A 25,421-nucleotide genomic window follows, 5' to 3' on the forward strand; every position below is an offset into this window, starting at 1 on the left:
GACATATAGACACTGTTTTTTTATACAGCTTATTGTGAATAAGTATTGTGTAATGACAATGAAAACGCTATAAAGATAGATCACATATAGATATTTATATTTTCATATTAAAAGGTTATGACTTGCAGATATTCTTAGTACGCTTACAACATTTTTTCAAACTGGCCCTGATCATTGCTTTAGCCGCGCTCGTGTCTGGCTGCATACAAGAAAATGATGAACGCACTCAGCTTGAACAAATCCAAGATGCTGGAGAATTACACGTAAAAACGATCTATGGCCCAGCCAACTATTATCTTGATGATAATAAACCGACTGGACTTGAATATGAATTATTGAAACAATTTAGTGATTACCTCGGTGTCGAATTAATTATTCACCCATATCACTCACTAAAAACGATGCTTGACGCTGAAAAAACCAGAGCAAAACCGTTTGCATTATCCGCTGCAGGTTTAACCCGCACCGAGAAACGATTAGATGATTATCGCATGGGCCCAAGTTACTACGAGGTCAAACAACTGCTCATTTATCGTAAAGGTAGTCTGAGACCCCGCAATCTACAACAAGTTGTCGACCCTATATATGTTGTAAAAAGCTCAAGTCACGAGGAGTACGTGCAAAAACTGCAACGTGATAATCCCGAACTCAACCTGACTTATAAAACCTTACCTGATGAAGACCTGCTATTCAGCAACTTAGAAGCAGGAAAGATAAAACTCGCGATTGCCGACGATACTTCACTGTCGCAGCATCAATATTACTATCCGCATTTAAATAAAGCGTTTGTGCTTGAAGATGAGCTTGATGTCGTTTGGCTGATGGATAAAAATGATGATGATTCATTTGCCAATGCCGTGTTAGCTTTCTTTACCTTACAGCAAATCACCGGATCGATGGAGTTATTACAAGAAAAATATTTTGGCCATATAGACACATTTGATTTTGTGGATACCCGCACTTTTCTACGTCGTGTTGATTCACAATTACCTAAGTACGAAGCTTTATTCCGCAAATATGCAGGACAATTAGACTGGCGCTTATTAGCCGCGGTGAGTTATCAAGAGTCACACTGGAATCCCAAGGCGCGCTCACCTACAGGTGTTCGTGGCATGATGATGCTAACGTGGCCGACGGCGCGAGAGTTTGGTGTAACCTCGCGAGTCGATCCAGTGCAAAGCGTAAAAGCGGGCTCAGCCTATTTAGCTAAACTCATAAACCGCTTACCAGATACGATTTCAGAACATGAAAAACCCTGGTTTGCATTAGCAGCCTATAATATAGGTTACAGCCATTTAATTGATGCGCGTAAAATTACCGAAAAACTCGGTGGCAATGAAAATAGCTGGGCTGAAGTAAAAGCCATCATTCCGTTACTGCAGCAACGTAAATGGTATAAATACACACGTTTTGGTTACGCCAGAGGTAATGAAGCAGTAAAGTATGTCAGTAATATTCGTAAATATTATGATAGCTTGCGCTGGTTTGATGAACAAATTAACATGACTGAACAAGTTGCCCGAGACCTTGGTCTTGAAATATCTACAAGACCAGATCAAGAGCCAGTATTGAGTGAAGTAGAGTAACATTTAACTGCTGTCACAATAGCCACATAAAACTGACATAAAAGTTTCATGTGCAAGTTATTTATATTACTGTATGTTAATGAACATAAAGATAAAAAACGCCTAGGACTAGGCAGCGAAAATTAAAGGAAAGCATGATGCTAAAGAAAAGAGCAAAATTAAAAGTAAAATCACCAAGACGTCAAATAACACGTTCAAGAACCAATCGTTCGCTACTCAACCGTCAGCGCGCTTTCTTTTTACAAAATGAATTTGATGGCCAGCCCGCGATTCTAGACTAACCTTTCAATAAGCGCTTCAGGGCTTTTTTCTCTTTACGGCGACGTTTGAAGAAATTACTTAATAATGCGCCGGTCTCACTAGCAAAAACCCCTGAACGTACTTCAATTTGATGATTCAACTGTGCATGCTCTACCAAGTTAAATACCGAGCCTGCCGCCCCCGTTTTTAAATCTACCGCCCCATAAACTAAACGCTTCACTCTGCTATGCACCATTGCCCCTGCACACATAGAACAAGGCTCTAACGTCACATACAGCGTAGCGTCAATAAGGCGATAATTTTCGACTGTTTTACCCGCTGCACGTAACGCGATGATTTCAGCATGTGCTGTGGCATCGTGTAAATTAATCGCTTGATTCCAACCTTCACCAATGATTTCACCATCGAGTATGACAACCGCACCAACAGGCACCTCATCAATCGCTTCCGCTTTGCCTGCAAGCATGATCGCATGTTGCATCCAGCGTTCGTCAGCTTCAATCTGCTCTGGCGTAAGTGCTAAATTAATATCGCTGTCGGTAACGCTATCCTCGGTCGCCGCTGCAAGAACACTATCACTATCACTATCAGTCTCAATGTCAGTCGTACTGACGTGACTGGCAGGGGGACTTTTGAGGCTGTTACTTAAAGTTATCTCTTCAGCTGTAATTTTGGTTGTACGTTCAGTCATGCTGGTCTTTGTTACTGGGTGATTTAAGTAGATAATAACATAAATCACCCGACATCAAAGGCGCGCAGCTAATGCGGCCAAGCCATGTTGGCATTCACGGTTATTTTTGGCTGTGCCAAGCTTTCACAATATCCCCCCAAATTATTCGATGCATAGAAGTTCATCGGTAACACGGTACTTTGCGTAGCCGCTATTTGCGCCTTGGCTTTATCATCAACAACCAGTCCCCACATAGTAGTAAAATCGGTAATATCACGTTCTATTGCCGTTGACATCGCAATGGCTAACCACTCATTTTTACCGATAGATTTCGCTTCAGCTTGTGAATATTGGCTAAAGCCCAGCACATCTCGCGTCGAGAGCCACGTCGACTCTTGTTTTAGTGCCGTGCTGAAATTACGATCTAATACATGCAATCTGGCAATCAAATGCCAACCAATATCGAGCGTACCTGCATTTTGTGCAGCCATCATCGCTTGGATCATGATCATGGCACCATTTGACCAGCTGTTTAACCCAAGATCTTGCATGTATTGATACGAATCAACGCCCTGCTGACGACTGGCTTTCAAATGCGTAAACATGCTTTCAAAATTCAAGTTTTGGCACACTGGCGCATTACCGGTTTTTTGAAAATTCATGTGTTTGGTAAAATAGGAATAATAATTCGTACTTGAATGTGAATCCCACCCACTAAACCGGAAACGGCTACTTTCTTGGGTATGGCCGATTTCATGTAAGTCACCGTGTCCGAGTGGATTAAACTGCCAGTTCGCATCATAAGGGTTACCCGAACACCCCGAACCACAAGTCGCTCGGTCTGCATTAAAGTGATGGATCTGATCTTTATAAGCTAACGCTAATCCTTTGCTGTTAGCAAAGCTAACGACTTCAGCCAATACCTCAATGTTTGGCCCTTCAAAACCACCAAGCGCTTTCTCATAACCATGGGTATACTTCTGCGTGGTTGTTGCTAATAGCGAAAGATCTGACCATGTAGGATCTGCTATCGTTTTCAACATTTTATCTGTGGTTGAATGCACTTGAAAATTAGCCGTAATAAACTCAGCCCAATCATATTGATTGGCGCTCACTTGTGCGGTAAATGCGACGTTATCACTATTACTTCGCCACACAGGATGCAAGCCTACATTTACAAAAGTAAAATCAACTTGTGCTAAAGGGTCTGTCGCAACAACATTTGTTTTGGTATCAAAACCGACTTGCAACAAGCCACCATAAGCAGACGTTAACGTGAGTGTTTCTCCTGGCTTGATATTATAGCTTTGCGATTTGATAAACTTTGGTCGACTATAACCATCTTTTGCTAAATATTCGTGTGTAGAACCACTGCGTAATGTATTAATAAATACACTGGTATTCACATCCAAATTATCATTACGTGTGATCGTCACTGTTTTCCCCGGTAACACATATACACCAGCAGCTTGGAACGCGCCCCGCGTGCTAAGACTCACTTGCTGAGTAACGGGTGTTATATGCGAAAAGTCACTGCGACTAAAATCACCTAAACTCGCTTGCGCTGTATTAATCTGTCGATTGTTGAATAATACATGGTCTGCATATAAAGAACGTAAAAATACGTTGGCGTTGGTATCGACCTTATTCATGGGAAATAATACGTCTTGACGATATTTATCACCGAGTAAGATCAATAGCTTTTGATAGTTAAAAACATCATCCTCGAACAAGGCAATTTTATTTTTATCGATACTATCGATCTGCGCTTTAATCATGCTTGCTGCTTGATAAAACTGTTCATCCATTAAAGATGCAGGTTCGCACGTTTTATCGTTACACTGTGACAGGTCAACAGAAAAACTATTGCTGTCTAGACGATTTAACAACGCCACCTGCAGCTCAATATCAGCAGGTAGCACATCATAATTATCCATCACATTAAAAGCAGTGGTGCCAAATTTACGCCAGTAGTTATCACCGATATAGGTAATATGTAGCAATTCAAATAACGCTTTCCCTAATGGTTTAAGATTACCGTCGTGATGTACATATAATACCGATGTGCCTTGTGTTAATAATGTTTCCACGCTCGCTACATAATCACCCACCTCATCGTCGGTAAGTCCATCTGTATACTGCGACAAAATAACTAAATCAGTATCTTCGCTAACGCAGCTTGCTAATGCAGAGCCATCGCATACTTGTGGTAAATTATAGTTAACGTTATCGGTGTAATGTTCATCAAACCATGTGCGCGTTAGCGTTCTGTCTTTAAAGTAATATGAGTCATCTAATTGCGACATCACAATATTTAACGGTTTATCTGCCGAGAAATCATTTCGTTGGGATAGCCAGTAAGTCGCGTTTTTTAGCCATAATTCCATGTCAGCATTTAATGCATTGTCATCTTTACCTTTATTACGAAAAGGGTTTGAGTTTAATGCTAAATAACGACCTTGTGCTTTATATTGACCTGCAATAGCTACAGGTAATGCTTCTGGCTTTCTCTTGCCATCATCATATTCAGGAATAATCGCATTTGATTCTATAACTGAATAATTTATACCATAAGTATTTTTAAATGCAGCAGCATCATGAGTCGGCCACCAAGTTAAATCAATTAATGCTGGTGCATCTTTAGCACCGATATTAAACAAGCTTTGCTTGATAGATTTTGCCGTTATTTGATTCGCCGTGACGGTGTGCTTAAGCTCTGCAACCAACAGTGATGCATCATCAACATAACTGACATCGCCAGTCGCAAGTGCTTGAGTTATCACTATTGGTGTCACAGGTTCTGGAACCACTGGTGCTGGTGCCACTGGTGCTGGTGCCACTGGTATAGCTTCTCGGATTGGTTCATCCGTCGCAGATGATTCAGAGTTACAAGCCACCACTAGCGCTAGACTAAGTCCCATTATTATATTTGTATAATTCAATCTGAATCCCTTCCAGTCCGTTATAAAGCGTTATGCCTGACCCTGCGCATATTTTCCATATGCAATAACAATAACAGAGTCACACGTTAAATGATGATACATAAATCATTTATAACAAATACTTATAAAATAAAAACCATACCACTACACAGCATTAATAACCTTAATTATACATATTAATACTTAATTATTAGCCTCTTTGTCCATTTTAGGCAAAAGTGACGACCTGACACGAAACACCCCTAAACCCAAAATGGAATCATGACAATGAAGTTAATAAAACTAAGGCGTTACACCGGTATTTTTATCGGTTGCATGGCAATAAGTGCATGCCAATCAGATGACGAAAGTAGCCAAGCACCTCTTGATATGTACGTGCCATTTTCGGTCACTGCCTTACCTATGCCTAACGATGGTTATGGCTATGATGATGACTTCACTATTTCGCTACCCGGTGAGGGCGATATCACAGGTGTAGACAGAGAAAACTTCTATCGTAGCTCAGATACCGTTTACGCCGCTTTAGATGGTTGGGGTTTATGTACTGAGCCAATGCAAATTCCCATTGCGAGTCTCAATAGCAATGAAAGGTACCCACTTAATCCAAATACATTAGCTGACAATGTGGTTTTGATTAAAGAAGATGGGACACCTGTTGAAACCAATATTTCTTCAACAAGTGAAAATATTCAGATCGAATGTACCGCGACCTTAACTGAAGATAGTACTTATTTTTTACTCGTCAATGATCATGTTGAAACATCCGATGGGACACAGCTACAAGCCGATCCCGCGTTCACAGAATTACAGAATCCAGATATAGTCCCAGCAACATTAACGGAACAAGAACAGTTAGTACAAGCACAAATACAAGCAGCAAAAGCAGCGGCTGGCACCAGTATCTCAGGGGAAATTGTTTATGCCGCGCAATTCACGACTCAAAGTACTTACGCAATATTAGATAGCATCATTGAAAATAATCAATCAGCCACACTTGGAGATCTAACTCCAGTTGATACAGAGGGACGCAATTATGATACCTATACAGCAACCTTAACACTACCCTACTACCTCCCTTTTCAAGGCGGTACGCCAGAACCATTGAATAACAAAGAAGCTTGTTTGATTGATGAGTTTGACCCCATTGGAGCATGTCCAGATCTTTACCGTTGGATGAGACCTAAAGATAATAAAAGCGAGCACTTAACAAAAAAGAATAGCCTTCCAGCGTCTACCGAATTAACCATTAATGTCGATATTTATGCGCCCAAAGACTGGGGTTACCGTAAATTACCGGTAGTGCAATTTATTCACGGAGTAACAGCGAATAAAGGCACCGCATCATTAATGGCAAAAGATTATACCGATCAAGACAACCTTGTTGTTGCAATCGATATGCCTTACCACGGGGAGCGTATTTTACTCGATGATGAAGGTAATGAGATCGGTGCAGAAATTAATAAAGCCGATTTTATTAATATTAGCTCGCCTTTAACCCTTAGAGGTAATCTCAATCAAGCAGTATCAGATAACCTTAGCCTACGAAATGCATTAATCAACGCGCCTTGGGCTAATGAAACCAACACGCACCTTATCGGTCACTCCCTTGGCGGCATTGTTGCTGTCATGGTAAGTGAAATGTCTCAAACGCCTTCAGCGGCCCTAAGAACTAATGATTTATCATACAAAACCGTCAACTTTGTCGTACCAGGCCAAGGTTTAGTGAACCTAGTTCTAACATCCGATTTACTTGGACCTGAAACGGAAGAATCAGTGAAAAAGTCACCCGATATTCAACGCGGTATTGCTGAAACCGTCATACCAGATCTTTGCGACAGTACGAATTCGAACGAGGAATGTATCGTCGCCTTACGTACTTTCAGTGAAGGATCAATCGACAACGCTAATATGATTGCCGAATTAGAAGATGAAATTTATTCACTCATTTTACCTAGCTTTAAACATGGTGTGCAAACCAGTGTAGATAGTGCAGATCCTGCCAACTTTACAAGCCGCCAAGTTGCCAATAAACAACCGACTTTACTCATTGAAGCCGTAGGTACATGTGGTGAAACTTGTGAGGTGGGTGAATATATGCCTGACTATGTCGTACCGAATAGTAGCCCTGACAACATACTTACCGGTACAGACCCGCTCATTACCGCACTACAGTTAGACGATATTCGGGATAGTACCCAAGGCGGTTCTGGTGAACAGGGTACGATCAGAGGCGTAATTCGTGCCACAGTTGGCGGTCATGGTACTTACCTCTTTGCCTATGAAGGGCCAATGGATGAAACTGGCGCGCCAGGTACATCCGATCTCGGAAAAGTACGCACAGCAACAGAAACACAACAAATCTCAGTTAGCAGCATGATTTTTAGTGATGGTGACGAAATAGAAATTGATGATCACACCAATATTGAATCGGAGATTACACAATGAAAACTTTACGTTGCACCTACCCTATCATCATCCTAGCTTGCGTAAGCACTCAATCTCTCGCTGCTGGTTTTCAACTTAATGCCCAATCAGCCACAGGTTTAGGCCGTGCATACGCCGGTGATGCCATCATTGCTGATAATGCATCAGTCATGGCAAAGAACAGTGCTGCGATGGCACTTTTTGATCAACCGTCATTATCTGTCGGTGCCATTAGCGTGGTCAGTGATGTGGATATCACTGACGCATCTTATACACCAAGTAGAGGCCAAACTGTCGATGCGAGTGTTGACGACATTGCCAATAATGCCTTTATTCCTAATTTCTACTATGTACATCCTATTGCGGACTCTGGTTTAACACTGGGTCTGGCTATGTATTCTAACTTTGGCACCAGTGTCGAATTTCCGGATGATTACGTAGCCAGTGAATTCGGTGGCGAAACATCACTTACTAGTATCAATATAGGTCTTTCTGCCGCTTACCAAGTCACCGAAAAACTAAGTTTAGGTGCAGGTTTAGATATTATCCATGGAGAAGGAAAAATAACCCGTGGTAGCCTACTTGATGTTGAAGTTGACGGTGTTGATTATGGTTTTAACTTAGGTTTAGCATATGAATTTAACGACGATAACCGCATCGGTTTAAGTTATCGTTACAGTCCGGATTTAGAAGCCGACGGTGATGTCAATATGATGGGCGAAGGAGAGGCTAGCAGTATTAATATTCCACTACCTGACATGCTAGAGTTATCAGGTTATCACAGAGTGATGCCAAAGCTCGCGTTCCACTACAGCGTCCAATACTTGCAATGGTCTGAATTTGACTCATTAACATCTGATGAATTTAGCAGTAGTATTAAAGATTATGAGTGGGCTGATGCGGGGCATGTTTCTGTTGGTACTACCTATTACCCATCAGAAAGCTGGGAATTACGCGCGGGTTATATGTATGATCATGCGCCAACAGACACGCTCCAATCAATGTCGATTCCCGATTCTAATCGTCACTGGTTATCAGTCGGTACTACATACAAACTATCGCCATCACAAAGTATTGATTTAGGTGTCAGCTATATTCTTGGTGAAGATACAGCGGTAGAAGAAAGTCTCACGGTCGTGGGAGAATCTCATATTAACGGTGTTGTTGAATCCAGCGCTTGGTTATTTGGTTTACAGTATAACCACTCGTTCTAACTGTCCTGCTATTTAGCTATTTCCCCCTGCTTTAAGAGCATACTAACTAGTTTGATATTAAACATTCAATAAGCTAGTTAGTATGTATTTCATTGACGCCTAGTCACGCGGTTTAAAATAAAATGCCCCACGCTCTGCAAATACCACCAACGCACGGTCATTATGCAAGGGTCTAAACGCTAACATATTCTCGGTTGTATGCATCTCTGCACGACTGACTAGTTTCTCATATAACGCTAATGGCTCTTTACTCTCTTGGTCTGCGAGTAATGGCTCACTGTACACTATATTTAATGATAATAACCCGTCTTCCAGCGTATAATTTCCTACTGATGAAAAGCCAATATTCTTTGGTATGACAAGATAATATTCAAACTGGCCATCTACTTTTAACTCCAATCCCGCATTAATATCAATGGTATGTGACTTATCAAAGTTGGTATTAACGTACATACGGGTGTCTGAATTAAACCGTTCATTGATCTCGGGGGTTGACCACTGATAGGTAATATAACCCGTGACTAACCCGCTTAATCCCACAGCTAACAATGCGATTTTATTCACAGTTCACCTCCAAATCATCTTGATAACTGATCGACGCATCGTCAATATCAATTAATAACGATAAGCCATTGGCATGATAAACAGTCACATCCTGAAATATCATTTCTGTTTCAGTCTCAGGATCAATAAAGGCGCACTCAGCAAACTGCTCAATATAGTAATGCTCTGCAGATGCCCATGGTGATGAAAAGGTGTGCCACAACATAAAGGATACACCTGACATCATCAGATACGCCGCGATATAACGTCCGTAGGTATTTAAAAAATGACGCTGAATCGAGACCTTAATATTTGACGGGGTATTTTGCGCCTCAGCCAGTGTTTTGCTGTCGACGTCTTCGCTCTGCTTCGAAGAATAAGGACTGACCTTGCCTAAAAAAGCATACCCTTTACCACGTTGAGTTTGAATAATTTGTGTATCTTTATCTTCGAGTGCTTTTCGACAATTAGAAATTGCGTGTAACAAGCTGCTATCTTCAACAATAATGCCCTTGCTTAACCACACTTCCTCCATCAAATCTTGACGCAGTAGCAATTGCCCTTGATGCTTAATCATATAGCGTAATAGTGACACTTCATTACTGCCTAAACTTGTGCGTAATCCAGTACTTAAACTCAAGATTATTGCATTATCGAAATCTACGACATAATTTTCATTAACGATCATCATTGGTAATTACTATTCACTCTCAATAAAGCACAGTGTTATATTATAACATCTTCATCAAGGGATTTACCCAAAATATAATCCTGTTTTATAAAGATAAGCATATTAAAGACAATAAAAAAGGGTAAGCCTGATTATCTCAAACTTCCCCTTTCAGCGTTAATCTAGGTGATTAGCGTTATATTATGCCCAATCGAGGATAACTTTACCTGACATACCTGAACGCATAATATCAAAACCTTCTTGGAATTGATCAATTGGGAAGTGGTGTGTAATGATTGGCGTTAGGTCTAAACCTGACTGGATTAATGCAGCCATTTTATACCAAGTTTCAAACATTTCACGACCATAGATACCTTTAATAACTAAACCTTTAAAGATAACATTGCCCCAATCGATATTCATTGTGCTTGGTGGAATACCTAGCATAGCCACTTTACCGCCATGGTTCATCTTGTCTAGCATATCGCTGAATGCTGATGGAACGCCTGACATTTCAAGACCAACATCGAAGCCTTCAGTCATTTTAAGCTCGTCCATTACATCTTGAAGTGACTCAGTCGCTACGTTTACAGCGCGAGTAACACCCATTTCACGTGCTAGATCTAAGCGGTATTCGTTCACATCGGTGATCACAACATTACGTGCGCCAACGTGCTTACATACTGCAGCAGCCATGATGCCAATTGGACCAGCACCAGTAATTAATACATCTTCACCAACAACGTCAAATGATAATGCGGTGTGTACTGCGTTACCAAACGGGTCAAAGATTGCAGCCATGTCATCAGAAACATCATCTGGTAGTTTGAATGCGTTGAATGCAGGAATAACTAATAGTTCAGCGAATGCACCTGCACGGTTAACACCAACACCTGTGGTGTTACGACATAAATGTGTACGGCCTGCACGGCAGTTACGACAGTGACCACAAGTAATGTGACCTTCGCCAGAAACACGATCGCCGATGCTGAAACCACGCACTTCTTGGCCAATGCCAACAACTTCGCCCACGTATTCATGACCAACAACCATAGGTACTGGGATCGTCTTTTGTGACCATTCATCCCAGTTGTAGATATGGATATCTGTACCACAAATTGCCGTTTTACGAATTTTGATTAACAGGTCATTGTGTCCAAGCGTTGGCTCTTCAACATCTGTCATCCAAATACCTTGTTCAGGTTTTAATTTTGCTAGTGCTTTCATTTTTTTAATCCACTTTTATCGATAATATTAAGCTTCGTCACTCAGACTCTAATTCATAGATAAGAACGGCTTCGAAGCTTAATTAATTGTTTCTTTAGATAATGCCTAAGTCTTTACCGATACGGGTAAATGCGGCAATCGCAATATCAATTTGTTCTACGCTATGCGCTGCTGACATTTGTGTACGAATACGGGCTTTACCATGTGGTACCACAGGGAAAGAGAATCCAATGACGTAGATGCCTTCAGCAAGTAAACGCTCAGACATTTCAGCGGCAAGTGCTGCATCACCGATCATAACTGGCACAATTGCGTGGTCAGCACCAGCAAGTGTAAAGCCAGCAGCGCTCATTTCACTGCGGAAATGTTCTGCATTTGCTTTCACTTTTGCACGTAGGTCATGACCTGCTTCCATCATTTCGATGACACGGATAGATGCTGCAACGATTGCAGGTGCAACGGAATTAGAGAATAAGTACGGGCGTGAACGCTGACGTAACCAATCAACGACTTCTTTTTTAGCTGAAGTGTAACCGCCTGATGCGCCACCAAGTGCTTTACCTAATGTACCCGTGATGATGTCAACACGATCCATAACGCCACAATGTTCAGGGGTACCACGACCGCCTTCACCAACAAAACCCACGGCGTGAGAATCATCAACCATGACTAATGCGTTGTATTTGTCTGCAAGATCACAAACACCTTCAAGGTTCGCGATCACGCCGTCCATTGAGAATACACCATCAGTGGCGATTAGCTTGTGACGTACGCCAGCAGCGTCTGCAGCAATCAGTTGTTCTTCTAATGATGCCATGTTGTTATTTTTATAACGGAAACGTTTGGCTTTACATAAACGTACACCATCAATAATAGATGCATGGTTAAGTTCGTCTGAGATGATTGCATCTTCAGCGCCTAACAATGTTTCGAACAAACCTGTGTTTGCATCAAAACAAGAGGTATACAAAATAGTATCTTCCATACCAAGGAAAGTACTGATCTTGCTTTCTAATTCTTTATGCTTGTCTTGCGTACCACAGATAAACCGTACTGACGCCATACCAAAACCATGGCTATCTAAACCTGCTTGTGCCGCTGCAATAAGATCTGCGTGATTAGCTAAACCTAAGTAGTTGTTCGCACAGAAGTTAACAACTTCATTGCCAGCCACTTGAATGTTGGCGTTTTGGGCAGAAGTGATCACTCGCTCGTTTTTATAAAGGCCATCAGCTTTAGTTTGTTCTAGCTGAGATTGAATTTGCGAATAAAATGATATGGTCATCCGGCCAACTCCTAAGGTTAATATCGATTTGATATGGAAACGCCACGCATTCTACTAAACATAGCTGATCAAGCGAGAAGTATATGCTAGATACGCAAGTATTTTTTGCAGAATTGTTACTCAGCACTACTTATTGCAACATATAGCCAGTAACGGTGATAAAAAAAGCCAGCTAAAGTAGCTGGCTTTTTTGAATTTCAGGAGAGTTAACCTGTATACATTGTTTATTCAGGGGGATTAACTAGTTAGCCACACGCTTATATTCACGATATTCTGGTGACCAGAAATTCTTTGCAATATTTTTACGGATCACATCATCAGATGTTTGCAGTGCCACACCTTGTAACTGTGCCGTTTTGGCTACCCAAAAAGCAATCTCTTTACTCACAGAGTGAATATCCGTTAATGGCGGTAACAATGGACCTTGTCCATCACGACCTAACGGCGAGCAATCAGCTAATGCACGACTTGCAGCCATCAGCATAGCATTGGTGATACGCGTAGCTTCTGCAGCGAGCACACCCAAACCAATACCAGGGAAGATATAGCTATTATTACACTGTGCAATCGTGATCAATTCATCACCATAGCTCACAGGTGGGAACGGGCTACCAGTAGCAACGAGTGCACGACCTTCTGTCCAACGAATAATATCTTGCGGTGTTGCTTCCACACGTGAAGTTGGGTTACTTAACGGGAATACAATCGGGCGTTCGGTATTCTCAGCCATCGCTCTAATTACTTTCTCAGTAAATAGACCAGGCTGTCCTGATACACCAATAAGAATAGAGGGTTTTGCATGTATCATCACATCAAGTAATGAAATAACATCACTGTCGATTTCCCATTCATCACGCAAACCTTGGTGCTGTACGAGTTTCTGTTGGAAATCTAATAAGTTTGGCATTTTGTCTGTTAGCACACCAAAACGGTCAACCATGAATACGCGCGCACGTGCTTGGCTATCAGATAAACCTTCAGATTTCATCTGTGCAACGATTTGCTCGGCGATACCACAACCAGCAGAACCGGCACCCAAGAAAGTCACTTTTTGTTCACTTAACTTAGTTTTTGCAGCGCGACAAGCAGCCATTAAGCTACCTAATGTAACAGCAGCTGTACCTTGAATATCATCATTGAAACAACAAATTTTATCTTTATAGCGTTCTAATAATGGCATGGCATTTTGTTGAGCGAAATCTTCAAACTGCAACAATACATTTGGCCAGCGGCGTTTTACAGCGTCAATAAACAAATCTAAAAATTCATTATATTTATCTTGGTCAATACGTGGTTTGCGCCAGCCCATGTACATAGGATCTTGCAGTAGTTTCTCGTTATTGGTACCTACATCTAATACGATAGGTAAACAGTTCGCCGGGCTAATACCGCCACACGAAGTATAAAGAGATAGCTTACCAATTGGGATCCCCATGCCACCGATACCTTGGTCACCAAGACCAAGAATACGCTCGCCATCCGTTACTACGATCACTTTTACATTCTGCTTATTTACATTATGTAGAATGTCGTCGATGTTTTCACGTTCAGGGTAAGAGATAAATAAACCGCGAGCACGACGGTAGATATCAGAGAATTGCTGACAAGCAGCACCAACCGTAGGGGTATAAATGATTGGCATCATCTCTTCAAGATGATTATCCACTAAACGGTAAAACAAGGTTTCATTAGTATCTTGGATATTACGTAAATAAACGTGTTTATCCATCGCACTTTCAAAACCACAGAATTGCTTATATGCACGTTCAGATTGTTCTTGGATAGATTCAACCATAGGTGGGATTAATCCCGTTAGGTTAAAACTTTGGCGCTCAATAGCACTAAAACCACTGCCTTTATTTAATAAAGGAGTTTCTAATAATGCAGAGCCAGCGTAGGGTAAATACAGAGGACGATTTGTGGTGCTCATTGATATCTCATATATATGAAAGAGTGCAGTATGCTACCAGGCGTAACTACTGGACGGGCTAAAATGACGAAGGAATATACTCGGCTAAGCTATCATAATCTAAAGAAAAAAACTAAAGATAACGATAATAGCTGAAAATATATTCCTTTTTACATATACAGAAAATCAGGCGTTCTGAGGACGCTTATTTAATTCAGGTAATCTTGTTTTTGTACTGTATTTTGCAATAACTCAGGCTGAATTTTCTGTAAACTTAAATTAATAATTTGGCGGATCCGCTCTCTCGACATAGATAAACGCTCACCGATCACATGCAGTGTCAGTGGGTCTTCTTCACCAAGTCCGAACCTCAATTCAATGATTTTTCTATCACGTTCTGATAGGTGCCCTAATACTTCACTTAAATAACATAAAGTATCAGCATCTTCGAGCTCATCATTCGGTTTGCAGATAGAATAATCTTCTAACATATCAACTAATGCTGTGCTCGAGTCTCGGTCAGTAACAATTGTTTTATCTAAACTCGCTTCATTGAAATAATAGGATAACACTTCAGTAACTTGTTCGTACTGCATTTCCAAAAATTCTGCCAATGCCATCACATCATGAGTACACTGTAAGTCTAATTCTTGTTCACGTGCTGTTTTTAAAATACGTTTATATACTTTACCAATATGAATCGGGACACGAATAGTACGTGACTGATTCATAATAAAACGTTCGATATTATTTTTAATCCACCAAACCGCATAGGTCGAAAAACGAAACCCTTTCGTCGCATCAAATTTCTCAACGGCATGAATTAATCCAGTATTCCCTTCTTGGATGATATCAACGAGCGGTAAAGAGGTATGTTGGTAGCGTTTAGCAATATTAATCACTAAACGTAAGTTGGATTGGATCATGCGTTTTCGCGCTTTCTCATCACCTTCATGAGATGCGAGCGCTGTTTCGTATTCTTCTTCTTTCGTTAATAACTTACTGCTTCGGTTTACTTGATACATGTATACATCTAGTGCATTGGACTCGTTAGATAATTCCATTTTTCTATCTCCTAAGCGAGTCTCTCCAGGCGAAACAACGCTTACAAATTAAACATACCTAGCAACAACTATAAAACTAACTAGAAACAAATTTTGATCAAAATATAATTCAGTAGAAATAAGGTTAGTCGGGAATTCAATTTTAGGAAGGTCTTCATCACAAATTATTAAAAAAACAGCAACATTCTTAGGTTAGTAACAAAAACAGATAAAACCAAGCAAGGTCAGACCAGTTAATATTGTTTAACAGCTATTTTTAAAAGTTTACTTCAAGTTTAAAACACGAAAAAATAATATTTAACGACTAAAAGTTAGATACTTATCAGGAAAAGCGGTCATCAATAAAAGCGGAAAAGAATAGATCGGCTACATTACAATAGAAAGAAATTAAATAAAGAATAATAAAATTGAGACAATGGTGACTTCACATCGACCTCGATGAAGCCACCAACAAAACTACTTAAACTTCACACGTACGCTCGATACGACGCGATTTACCATTATCATCAATGGCGACATAAGTGAATGTTGCTTCAGTGACAATATAACGGAAATTAAATTTGGGCGCGTTAATCACAGGTTTAACCCAGATCTCTAGCTTGATCGTCATTGATGAATTACCAATGCGCGAGCATGAACCATAACAGCAAACTACATCCCCAACGGTAACAGGTTGATGGAACGTCATACCATCGACCGAAATAGTAGCAACCCTACCCTGGGCGATCTCTTTCGCTAAAATACCACCTGCAATATCCATTTGTGACATGATCCAACCACCAAAAATATCCCCATTGGCATTGGTATCAGCAGGCATTGCTAACGTACGTAAAATCAAACTGCCCGTTGGGATGCGCGATTTATCTGCTGACGTTTTTTGGTTGTTTTCTACTGCTGTTGTTTTATCTGTCATGCTAACTCCGACATTGCCTTTATTTATTATAATTATAATTTATCTGCCTTATTTTACATAACATAAGGCTTTATTTTACATCGTATGAAAATGCTTAATCTCTGTAATTAATAAGTCGATTGCGTCAACTGTAATATCTTGGTGTACTACAAAACGGATCGCGTTACTTGCACTAATAATGATGTCTTTAGTCCGTAAATATGCCGCAAGCGCTTTACCATCTTTACCCGTGTATTGGGTAAAAATCATATTGGTTTGTACACTGTCTAAATCGAACGTAAATTCTGGTAGCGTCAATAATTGCTGCGCTAAGTATTGAGTATTGTCATGATCGATACGCAATTTTTCAACCTGCTCATCAAGCGCTAAAATACCCGCTGCGGCTAAAATACCAGCTTGACGCATACCGCCGCCAAGCATTTTACGCCAGCGTCGAGCACTGCGAATTAATGCATCACTGCCAAGCAACAATGACCCCACTGGAGCAGCCAACCCTTTCGATAAACAAATCGATGCAGAATCAAAATATTGGGTGATTTCACTGGCATCTACATTCAGTTTAACGGCAGCATTAAAAACTCGAGCACCGTCAAGGTGAATACGTAAGCCATGCTCAAACGCCAATGCTTGAGCTTGGGCCAAATACTCAAGTGATAATACTTTGCCGCCAATGGTATTTTCTAATGACAATAATTTAGTTCTAGCATGGTGAGCGTCATCAGGTTTAATATTGTCACGGATAGCTTGTAGACAAATACTACCGTCTGCTTCATTCGCAATCGGTTGTGGTTGTACGCTGCCAAGTACTGCTGCACCGCCGCCTTCCCAACGATAGTTATGGGCATTTTGACCACAAATATATTCATCACCACGTTGGCAATGCGCCATAATGGCTAACAAATTAGCTTGCGTACCTGACGAACAGAAAATAGCGGCATCGAATCCATAACGCTCAGCGGCCATCGATTCCAATTGATTTACCGTTGGGTCATCACCGTAAACATCATCACCAACAACGGCAGTTGCCATCGCGTTACGCATTGCTGCTGTTGGTTGTGTGACAGTATCACTTCTAAAGTCAAACATTTGCCTCTTCCTTATGCCGTTATCTATATATGAAAACCTATATTTTCATATATAACCGATGATTAATTTTTTAACTCATTGCTATTGCGGTTTTCTAAATTGTAAATGAGTATAACATCCGAGTAACAAGTGTCAGGTTAATTTCGCATTTTGTTACTCATTGTTACCTATTTAAAAATACCCCCAAATACTGCGTTAAAATTAAGCAATAAAAAAGCAGCCTGCTATCGCTAATAGGCTGCTTTTTATGTCACGTTTAAACTTAACCTTTCTAAACTTAGAAAGATTAATTTATATCATTCATTGCTTAAAACAAGTCAGATGAGTGATTATCTTTATACGTCTGTTTTTCTTTCGTAAGCATGACTCACAGCGGCTGTAAATACCACGTCTGTAGAGCTATTTAACGCAGTTTCAGCTGAATCTTGTAATACGCCAATAATGAAACCAGTCGCGACAACTTGCATCGCAATATCGTTATCAATACCAAATAAACTACACGCTAATGGAATTAACAACAATGAACCGCCAGCAACACCGGATGCACCACATGCAGAAATAGCCGCAATCAAGCTGAGTAATAATGCTGTCGGTAAATCAACTGCAATACCCAAAGTATTCACAGCCGCTAATGTTAATACCGTGATAGTGATTGCTGCACCACCCATGTTAACTGTAGCGCCTAGTGGGATTGATACCGAGTAAGTATCTTTATGTAAATTAAGTTTTTTACACAGTTCCATATTCACTGGGATATTTGCTGCAGATGAACGCGTGAAGAAGGCTGTAATACCACTTTCACGTAAGCATTGAAAAATAAGTGGGTATGGATTTTGACGTGACATAACGAACAAAATAATTGGGTTAATCACTAATGCAACAACAGCCATTGACGTTAACAATACAGCTAACAGATGGGTATAACTTACCATTGCCGAGAAGCCAACGGTCGCAAATGTTGACGCCACTAAACCAAAGATACCAAGCGGTGCAAAACGAATGACCACGTGTACAATTTTAGATACGCCATCAGCAATGTCTTTGATCACTTGTTTTGTTGTTGGAGAAGAATGTTTTAGTGCAGCACCAAAACCAATACCCCAGGTTAAAACACCAATAAAGTTACTCGTTACAATGGCATTAATTGGGTTATCAACAACCTGGTAGATCAAGTTACGCAATACTTCAGTAATATTACTCGGCGCAGAATTCGTTGCCGCTTCCGTCACTAAACTAAGGTGCACAGGAAATAAGAAACTTAAGCTAACAGCGACAACCGCAGCGGCAAAGGTACCTAATAAATACAAGGTCACAATCGGACGTATATTAGCATTCGTATTCGACGCTTGATTTGCAATTGCAGAGATCACTAATACAAACACTAATAAAGGTGCGATCGCTTTCAGCGCACTAACAAATAACCCACCAAATAAACTCGCTTCAATAGCAATATTCGGAGCTGCATACGCTAACGCGATACCCGCAATAATACTAATCATGATTTGCTTAACCAAACTCAGTTGCAAAAGCCCTGCTACTTTACTACCCATACCAATTCCTATATCCATAAACACCAATAAAGGCGGGATAATACCAAATTAAATGAAAGATATAACATTAAATATTAGCGATTAATCACAAAACCACGATAAATATTAAATTAATATAAAAAAGCAGTTTACAAACCTACCCCATTGGAGCTATCTAATGATAATACCCTCATTAAAAATAGTGTGACTCATAATTTCATGTGGAATATTACCGCGATCACTCCAGCGGACCTTAACCACAACTTGTTTTAGTAAAACTGATAAGCTGCTATCACTTCTCAACGTGTTTATCACATTAACCTGCCAACTAATATGAAAGCGATATTGATCATAATGCGTCTCACCAGCCGCCATCAAGCCACCTTGATTTGAAGATAGCTGTGCAAACTCATCTGTCGAATCAGTTAAATGACGTAGTTCTTTCAACTTATAATCAATCAACGACCATGCGGCTGTATATTGTGATTGCTGTAACTCAATATGCGCCTGCGTAAGCTTGAGTGCTGTGATATTAAAGAGTGACAGGCTTAGTATAAATGCACAGATAATGACTTCTATTAATCCCTCACCTGCTTGTGAATAGTATCGATAATTGCCCATTTATAATCCAAACAATGTAATTGGATACAAAACCCAAGGCTTGGATGTGGTCGCTAAACGGCGTTGAAGGATAAGTTGCTCAATGCTGTTATAAGCCAGCGTTATCGACACGCTGAAATAACCACTTTGCTCCACGCACAAGTAAAAAGATCCGGTTAACTGGTATTCCCGCATCTTGTCATTTTCAATCACTAATTGATTCGGGTCTAACATCAAGTTAGTACAGGCTGGCACAAAGTCCAGTTGCGCTGGTGACTCATAGAGCCCAATGTAAAACAGATCTAATTCATTTTCTGCTGTCATTTTCGCTTTCAAATAATTAAGATCAAGGTCATTCCGTTGGATCCGCTGCGCTTGTATATAAGCAGTAGACAGACTAAAGCTAAATATAATGAACACTAAAATGAGCGTCGTAGATACTAAATAAAATCCACGAGTCACCAACATCGGCACTCGTTTATAGGCTATCACAACAAAACCCTCACGCTGCCATTACGCGAAAAATCTAATGCCATATCAGTAAATTGGCGATGACGAATACGCAGTGTAATTGTAATAATCCCCTTCACGATCACTGGCGATACTGTTTTCGACATAACACTAAATCGTAACTGCGTTATCTCTATATTTTCCGCCTGAGAAATCGTTTCCCAACCTAATCCGCCATCACAATTCACGTTACTGCCTTTACGTAATTGCAGACCTGCATGATGTAATCTGAAACCAAAATCTTCCTGATGAAAAATACCATCTGCATTACGATCATAACGGTAAGTAATACAATCTTGATTGCTGTTTAACCTAAATATAACGGGGCTGTTATCTCTGGGATCCACATAAACAAATGGATTTACAACGTCCGCATCAGCATTGAAGCCAGCTCTGTTTAACTCCCGTTGCATCACGGTGAGTAGATTTTTAGCTTCATGTTGAACCAAGTAATATTGTTCAGTACGCGTATTATAAAATTGTTGGTTTGCTAATATGTCCCACGCCCCCGTAAAGATCATCGCTGCCAGCGATATTGATATCATCAATTCAACGAGTCCGTACCCGCGACCACCACGCTGAAGCGGTAAAACAGCATTAACATGGTGCATAGTTAGCACTCTCACCGCTCACCATACAAACACGAATACGTCCTTGAGAACTTACGATCACTGCAACGACAAAATCCTCTAACCTCAGTAAATAGGTCGCCCCATTCGTCTTTCCGAACAAAGGTGAAAAAGATAAACTAGGACGATTTACCGTCACCGAAATCGTATTTACATTATTGAGCGTACTACCATAGTGAGATTGGCATGCGACTGTCGAAAGGACGCAATTGCAATCTCGAATCGCGCTAATAACCCAACAAGCTTTAGCCGCAATGGACTCCTTACTATTTACATTACTATTTACATTACTATTTACATTACTATTTACATTACTATGCCCATCTACATCATAAGGAGAATTCAAATTAAAATAATGTACTTGGCCCCTGGCTATCGCGAGTTGTCTGGTCACATAAAGCGATTCAACAAGTTGCCGAGTAAGATTTAGTATTTTATGTTTATTAATATAATAACTGCATGAAGGTAAACTAATCGCAGCCATTATCGACACGATGGCTAGGCCTATCAGTAAGTCGAACAGCGTTACGCCCTGTATTTTTTTTCTATATTGCATCGTCATAACAGCAGTCATCCACTCATCAAACAGTAGCGATAACCTTAGAATAAAATGTAATCACTGCTACTTTTCTATCAATAAACAGGTAAAATGTTCGATAATTATTGAGTATGCCCACAGTAAACGCTTATGTACTTTGATGAAAGTCAGTGACATAAACAAGTAAACTACAGGTGTAATTAAAGAAAAAACACGCACAATTAAAGAGTTATTATGTCAAAACTAGATTTTTCAGATATCAATAAAAACAGTTCAAAATCATTTCACGAACAGCGTAATACCATCAAAAAAGTATGCCTTGGTAAAACAGTGTTATGCCCAGTTTGCCAACAAGCATTAAAGTTATTACCGCCAAAAAATAAAAATGATGAGTCAAAGACAGGTGTGAGTTGCGTGAAAGGCTGTACTTTTATCGAGCTAGAATTTGAACTGTAATTGCATTAAAGCTGGCGCTTAAATACGTATAACGATCCTGAACGGCGCTCTCCTTTAAATGTCAAAAAATTGCAGATATAAAAAAACCTCGCAACTGCCTGAAACAGCAATAGCGAGGTTTTTATTAACGATGAATCGCTATTTATTTAATGCGAACATGTAGCTCTTGTACTGAGCGAACTGTACCACGGTCATCAGCAGAGTGCGCTTGGCACGTTGCAAATGCAGCATTCATTGTTGTTGTGTAGTTCACTTTATAACGTAAAGCCGCTGCACGTAATTGACGAGAATCTTCAATCGCAACACGACCTTCAGTCGTATTAATGATGTAGCTGTATTCGCCATTTTTGATACGGTCAAGAATATGTGGACGACCTTCATGTACCTTGTTTACTAAGCGAAGATTAACACCTTCTTCACCCAGTGCAACAGCAGTACCGTGAGTCGCATCAATTTCAAAACCAAGTGCAATTAATTGCTTAGCTAGGTCAGCTGCGCGGGCTTTATCACCGTTACGAACAGAGATAAGTGCACGACCAGTCTTAGCAACTTCAGCAGAAGCACCAAGCTGTGCTTTCGCGTAAGCTTCAGCAAAGGTATCACCCACACCCATTACTTCACCAGTAGAACGCATTTCAGGGCCTAGTAACGGATCTGAACCTGGGAACTTAGCGAATGGTAATACGACTTCTTTAACAGAATAGTATGGTGGAATAACTTCTTCAGTGAAACCAAGTTCAGCTAGAGTTTGGCCAGCCATTACACGTGCAGCAACTTTCGCAAGTTGCACACCAGTTGCTTTTGAAACAAAAGGAACAGTACGTGCAGCACGCGGGTTTACTTCAATAAGATAAACTTCATTATCTTTAACAGCGAACTGAGTATTCATTAGACCAATAACACCTAGCTCTAATGCTAACGCACGTACTTGGCCACGCATAACGTCTAGAATTTCAGGGCTTAATGAATAAGGAGGTAATGAACAACCTGAGTCACCTGAGTGAACACCTGCTTGTTCGATGTGCTCCATGATGCCACCGATAACAACGTCTTTACCGTCACAGATTGCATCAACGTCAAGCTCGATTGCGTTATCTAGGAAACGGTCAAGTAGTACTGGTGATTCGTTAGAAACACTTACCGCTTCTTTAAAGTAACGACGTAAATCGATTTCGTCATATACGATCTCCATTGCACGGCCACCTAGTACATACGAAGGACGTACAACAAGTGGGTAACCGATTGCTTCAGCAGAAATAACTGCTTGTTCAGTCGTTGTTACTGTGTCATTTTCAGGCTGTAGTAAACCGAGACGGTCAACAGCTTGTTGGAAACGTTCACGATCTTCAGAACGGTCAATTGCATCAGGTGATGTACCGATGATTGGCACGCCAGCCGCTTCTAAATCACGCGCCAGTTTAAGTGGCGTTTGACCACCGTACTGCACAATAACGCCTTTAGGTTTTTCTACACGAACGATTTCTAATACATCTTCTAATGTAATAGGTTCGAAGTATAGACGGTCTGATGTGTCGTAATCTGTTGAAACAGTTTCAGGGTTACAGTTAACCATGATAGTTTCGTAACCATCTTCACGCATTGCTAATGCAGCGTGTACACAGCAATAATCGAATTCGATACCTTGACCAATACGGTTAGGACCGCCACCGATGATCATGATCTTATCTTTGTCTGTTGGTGCTGCTTCACATTCTTCATCATATGAAGAGTACATGTAAGCCGTGTCGCTTGAGAACTCAGCCGCACAGGTATCAACGCGCTTATAAACCGGTAAGATATTTAAACGATGACGTAATTTACGTACTTCATTTTCACTTACACCAGCCACTTTAGACAGACGTAAATCAGAGAAACCTTTACGCTTAAGTTGGCGTAGTAATGTTTCGTCTAGACCTGATAGACCTACTTTACTTACGTTTGCTTCAGCGTTGATGATGTCTTCGATTTGAACTAGGAACCAGTGGTCAACGCGTGTGATCGCATAGATTTCATCGCGAGACATACCACTACGGAATGCATCAGCAATGTAGAAAATACGCTCTGCGCCAGCTTCTGTTAATTCATGACGGATTTTAGATGCTGCAGTATCATCGCTTAAGTTAACTTCTGGATCAAAACCGTTTTTACCGATTTCTAGGCCACGTAATGCTTTTTGCAGTGACTCTTGGAAGTTACGGCCAATCGCCATTACTTCACCTACTGATTTCATCTGTGTCGTTAGACGATCATTTGAACCAGCAAATTTTTCGAAGTTGAAACGTGGAAGTTTAGTTACAACGTAATCTAGCGTTGGTTCAAATGATGCAGGTGTTGCGCCACCAGTAATGTCATTTGATAATTCATCTAGCGTGTAACCTACAGCAAGTTTTGCTGCAATTTTAGCAATTGGGAAACCTGTTGCTTTTGATGCAAGTGCAGATGAACGAGATACACGTGGGTTCATCTCGATGATAACCATACGGCCATCTTCAGGGTTAATACCAAACTGTACGTTTGAACCACCTGTTTCTACACCAATTTCACGTAGAACAGCCATCGATGCATTACGCATGATTTGGTATTCTTTATCGGTAAGTGTTTGTGCTGGTGCAACCGTGATTGAGTCACCCGTGTGGATGCCCATTGGGTCGAAGTTTTCAATTGTACATACGATGATGCAGTTGTCGTTTTTATCACGTACAACTTCAGTTTCGTATTCTTTCCAACCGATTAATGATTCATCGATCAATAATTCTGTTGTTGGAGAAAGGTCTAAACCTAACGTACAAATGTCGATGAACTCTTCCATGTTATAAGCGATACCGCCACCCGTACCACCCATAGTGAATGATGGACGAATAATACATGGGAAACCAACTTCAGCTAGAACGCCTTTAGCTTCTTCGATTGTGTGAGCAATACCAGCGCGCGGTGTTTCAAGACCAATTGCTTTCATTGCTTTATCGAAACGGCTACGGTCTTCCGCTTTATCGATTGCATCAGCAGTTGCACCAATTAGCTCAACACCAAATTCAGCTAATACACCGTTGCTTTCTAGTTCAAGTGCACAGTTTAATGCTGTTTGACCACCCATAGTCGGTAATACCGCATCTGGACGTTCTTTTTCAATGATGTTACGTACAACTTCCCAATGGATCGGCTCGATGTAAGTCGCGTCCGCCATTTCTGGGTCAGTCATAATTGTAGCTGGGTTTGAGTTAACTAGAATAACTCGGTAGCCTTCTTCACGAAGTGCTTTACAAGCTTGGGCACCGGAATAGTCAAACTCACATGCTTGACCGATTACGATTGGACCTGCGCCCAAGATTAGAATACTTTTTATATCATTACGTTTTGGCATAGTT

21 protein-coding genes are annotated in these 25,421 nt (G+C 40.7%); 5 read left to right on the forward strand and 16 right to left on the reverse strand.

Annotation, left to right across the window (positions count from 1 at the left end):
* The first annotated feature begins 122 nt into the window (after positions 1 to 122).
* Both mltF and FR932_RS21500 read left to right on the forward strand, forming a co-directional pair.
* The gene (mltF, locus tag FR932_RS13695) at positions 123 to 1,586 is read left to right on the forward strand and encodes a membrane-bound lytic murein transglycosylase MltF (RefSeq protein ID WP_019441429.1); all 1,464 of its coding nucleotides are present in this window, start codon (positions 123 to 125) and stop codon (positions 1,584 to 1,586) included.
* Positions 1,587 to 1,720: 134 nt separating this feature from the next.
* Positions 1,721 to 1,867 carry a hypothetical protein gene (locus FR932_RS21500; protein WP_155942376.1) on the forward strand — a complete coding sequence of 49 codons (147 nt, stop codon included), beginning with the start codon at positions 1,721 to 1,723 and terminating at the stop codon, positions 1,865 to 1,867.
* On the opposite strand, the gene tadA is transcribed toward FR932_RS21500, so the two are convergent.
* A complete protein-coding gene (tadA, locus tag FR932_RS13700) occupies positions 1,864 to 2,502 on the reverse strand; it encodes a tRNA adenosine(34) deaminase TadA (protein ID WP_420864479.1) in 639 nt (212 codons plus the stop codon). The two genes, FR932_RS21500 and tadA, sit on opposite strands and share 4 nt — an antisense overlap.
* 104 nt (positions 2,503 to 2,606) lie before the next feature.
* Entirely contained in the window at positions 2,607 to 5,459 is a 2,853-nt protein-coding gene (locus FR932_RS13705) for an ImpA family metalloprotease (RefSeq protein ID WP_240532397.1), read from the reverse strand.
* Between the two features lie 267 nt (positions 5,460 to 5,726).
* Between FR932_RS13705 and FR932_RS13710 the strand changes: the two genes are divergently transcribed.
* Positions 5,727 to 7,904 (forward strand): hypothetical protein, encoded by a 2,178-nt coding sequence (locus FR932_RS13710; RefSeq protein WP_019441425.1) that lies wholly within the window; start codon positions 5,727 to 5,729, stop codon positions 7,902 to 7,904.
* Positions 7,901 to 9,097 (forward strand): outer membrane protein transport protein, encoded by a 1,197-nt coding sequence (locus FR932_RS13715; RefSeq protein WP_019441424.1) that lies wholly within the window; start codon positions 7,901 to 7,903, stop codon positions 9,095 to 9,097. Before FR932_RS13710 ends, FR932_RS13715 begins: the two co-directional genes overlap by 4 nt.
* 99 nt (positions 9,098 to 9,196) lie before the next feature.
* On the opposite strand, the gene FR932_RS13720 is transcribed toward FR932_RS13715, so the two are convergent.
* From FR932_RS13720 to FR932_RS13780, 13 genes are all read right to left on the reverse strand, one after another.
* Positions 9,197 to 9,661 carry a hypothetical protein gene (locus FR932_RS13720; protein WP_019441423.1) on the reverse strand — a complete coding sequence of 155 codons (465 nt, stop codon included), beginning with the start codon at positions 9,659 to 9,661 and terminating at the stop codon, positions 9,197 to 9,199.
* Positions 9,654 to 10,331 (reverse strand): winged helix-turn-helix domain-containing protein, encoded by a 678-nt coding sequence (locus FR932_RS13725; RefSeq protein ID WP_019441422.1) that lies wholly within the window; start codon positions 10,329 to 10,331, stop codon positions 9,654 to 9,656. The genes FR932_RS13720 and FR932_RS13725 overlap by 8 nt, the downstream gene beginning before the upstream one ends.
* Before the next feature lie 180 nt (positions 10,332 to 10,511).
* Positions 10,512 to 11,537: an L-threonine 3-dehydrogenase gene (gene tdh / locus FR932_RS13730; RefSeq protein WP_019441421.1), complete on the reverse strand. Its 1,026-nt coding sequence runs from the start codon at positions 11,535 to 11,537 to the stop codon at positions 10,512 to 10,514.
* Between the two features lie 94 nt (positions 11,538 to 11,631).
* The gene (locus FR932_RS13735) at positions 11,632 to 12,822 is read right to left on the reverse strand and encodes a glycine C-acetyltransferase (protein ID WP_151676838.1); all 1,191 of its coding nucleotides are present in this window, start codon (positions 12,820 to 12,822) and stop codon (positions 11,632 to 11,634) included.
* A gap of 241 nt (positions 12,823 to 13,063) precedes the next feature.
* Positions 13,064 to 14,752 carry an NAD-dependent malic enzyme gene (locus FR932_RS13740; RefSeq protein ID WP_019441474.1) on the reverse strand — a complete coding sequence of 563 codons (1,689 nt, stop codon included), beginning with the start codon at positions 14,750 to 14,752 and terminating at the stop codon, positions 13,064 to 13,066.
* A 188-nt stretch (positions 14,753 to 14,940) separates the two neighbouring features.
* A complete protein-coding gene (locus tag FR932_RS13745) occupies positions 14,941 to 15,795 on the reverse strand; it encodes a sigma-70 family RNA polymerase sigma factor (protein ID WP_019441475.1) in 855 nt (284 codons plus the stop codon).
* Positions 15,796 to 16,255: 460 nt separating this feature from the next.
* On the reverse strand, positions 16,256 to 16,708 hold the full coding sequence (gene yciA / locus FR932_RS13750) for an acyl-CoA thioester hydrolase YciA (protein WP_019441476.1): 453 nt from the start codon (positions 16,706 to 16,708) through the stop codon (positions 16,256 to 16,258).
* A 75-nt stretch (positions 16,709 to 16,783) separates the two neighbouring features.
* Entirely contained in the window at positions 16,784 to 17,794 is a 1,011-nt protein-coding gene (ltaE, locus tag FR932_RS13755; protein WP_019441477.1) for a low-specificity L-threonine aldolase, read from the reverse strand.
* A gap of 335 nt (positions 17,795 to 18,129) precedes the next feature.
* On the reverse strand, positions 18,130 to 19,344 hold the full coding sequence (gene sstT / locus FR932_RS13760; RefSeq protein ID WP_019441478.1) for a serine/threonine transporter SstT: 1,215 nt from the start codon (positions 19,342 to 19,344) through the stop codon (positions 18,130 to 18,132).
* Between the two features lie 150 nt (positions 19,345 to 19,494).
* On the reverse strand, positions 19,495 to 19,944 hold the full coding sequence (locus FR932_RS13765; RefSeq protein WP_019441479.1) for a type IV pilus modification PilV family protein: 450 nt from the start codon (positions 19,942 to 19,944) through the stop codon (positions 19,495 to 19,497).
* Positions 19,945 to 20,415, reverse strand: a complete 471-nt coding sequence (locus FR932_RS13770) for a hypothetical protein (RefSeq protein ID WP_019441480.1) — start codon at positions 20,413 to 20,415, stop codon at positions 19,945 to 19,947. It lies immediately after the preceding gene.
* The gene (locus tag FR932_RS13775; RefSeq protein ID WP_019441481.1) at positions 20,412 to 21,044 is read right to left on the reverse strand and encodes a hypothetical protein; all 633 of its coding nucleotides are present in this window, start codon (positions 21,042 to 21,044) and stop codon (positions 20,412 to 20,414) included. Before FR932_RS13775 ends, FR932_RS13770 begins: the two co-directional genes overlap by 4 nt.
* Entirely contained in the window at positions 21,031 to 21,624 is a 594-nt protein-coding gene (locus tag FR932_RS13780; RefSeq protein WP_240532398.1) for a pilus assembly FimT family protein, read from the reverse strand. The genes FR932_RS13775 and FR932_RS13780 overlap by 14 nt, the downstream gene beginning before the upstream one ends.
* A 210-nt stretch (positions 21,625 to 21,834) precedes the next feature.
* Here FR932_RS13780 and FR932_RS13785 point away from each other — a divergent pair, with 210 nt between their 5' ends.
* On the forward strand, positions 21,835 to 22,056 hold the full coding sequence (locus FR932_RS13785; RefSeq protein ID WP_019441483.1) for a hypothetical protein: 222 nt from the start codon (positions 21,835 to 21,837) through the stop codon (positions 22,054 to 22,056).
* A gap of 142 nt (positions 22,057 to 22,198) precedes the next feature.
* Here the strand turns inward: FR932_RS13785 and carB are convergent, their stop codons facing one another.
* On the reverse strand, positions 22,199 to 25,417 hold the full coding sequence (gene carB / locus FR932_RS13790; RefSeq protein ID WP_019441484.1) for a carbamoyl-phosphate synthase large subunit: 3,219 nt from the start codon (positions 25,415 to 25,417) through the stop codon (positions 22,199 to 22,201).
* Positions 25,418 to 25,421: the final 4 nt, after the last annotated feature.

It is taken from the genome of Moritella marina ATCC 15381 (genome assembly GCF_008931805.1).
Lineage (GTDB): Bacteria > Pseudomonadota > Gammaproteobacteria > Enterobacterales > Moritellaceae > Moritella > Moritella marina.

Bases quoted from the DNA above. Each gene is read 5' to 3' on its own strand.
- FR932_RS21500 (WP_155942376.1), top strand. From the start codon at position 1,721: ATGATGCTAAAGAAAAGAGCAAAATTAAAAGTAAAATCACCAAGACGT.
- FR932_RS13710 (WP_019441425.1), top strand. From the start codon at position 5,727: ATGAAGTTAATAAAACTAAGGCGTTACACCGGTATTTTTATCGGTTGC.
- FR932_RS13715 (WP_019441424.1), top strand. From the start codon at position 7,901: ATGAAAACTTTACGTTGCACCTACCCTATCATCATCCTAGCTTGCGTA.
- FR932_RS13725 (WP_019441422.1), bottom strand. From the start codon at position 10,331: ATGATGATCGTTAATGAAAATTATGTCGTAGATTTCGATAATGCAATA.
- tdh (WP_019441421.1), bottom strand. From the start codon at position 11,537: ATGAAAGCACTAGCAAAATTAAAACCTGAACAAGGTATTTGGATGACA.
- FR932_RS13735 (WP_151676838.1), bottom strand. From the start codon at position 12,822: ATGACCATATCATTTTATTCGCAAATTCAATCTCAGCTAGAACAAACT.
- FR932_RS13740 (WP_019441474.1), bottom strand. From the start codon at position 14,752: ATGAGCACCACAAATCGTCCTCTGTATTTACCCTACGCTGGCTCTGCA.
- FR932_RS13745 (WP_019441475.1), bottom strand. From the start codon at position 15,795: ATGGAATTATCTAACGAGTCCAATGCACTAGATGTATACATGTATCAA.
- yciA (WP_019441476.1), bottom strand. From the start codon at position 16,708: ATGACAGATAAAACAACAGCAGTAGAAAACAACCAAAAAACGTCAGCA.
- ltaE (WP_019441477.1), bottom strand. From the start codon at position 17,794: ATGTTTGACTTTAGAAGTGATACTGTCACACAACCAACAGCAGCAATG.
- sstT (WP_019441478.1), bottom strand. From the start codon at position 19,344: ATGGGTAGTAAAGTAGCAGGGCTTTTGCAACTGAGTTTGGTTAAGCAA.
- FR932_RS13765 (WP_019441479.1), bottom strand. From the start codon at position 19,944: ATGGGCAATTATCGATACTATTCACAAGCAGGTGAGGGATTAATAGAA.
- FR932_RS13775 (WP_019441481.1), bottom strand. From the start codon at position 21,044: ATGCACCATGTTAATGCTGTTTTACCGCTTCAGCGTGGTGGTCGCGGG.
- FR932_RS13780 (WP_240532398.1), bottom strand. From the start codon at position 21,624: ATGACGATGCAATATAGAAAAAAAATACAGGGCGTAACGCTGTTCGAC.
- FR932_RS13785 (WP_019441483.1), top strand. From the start codon at position 21,835: ATGTCAAAACTAGATTTTTCAGATATCAATAAAAACAGTTCAAAATCA.
- carB (WP_019441484.1), bottom strand. From the start codon at position 25,417: ATGCCAAAACGTAATGATATAAAAAGTATTCTAATCTTGGGCGCAGGT.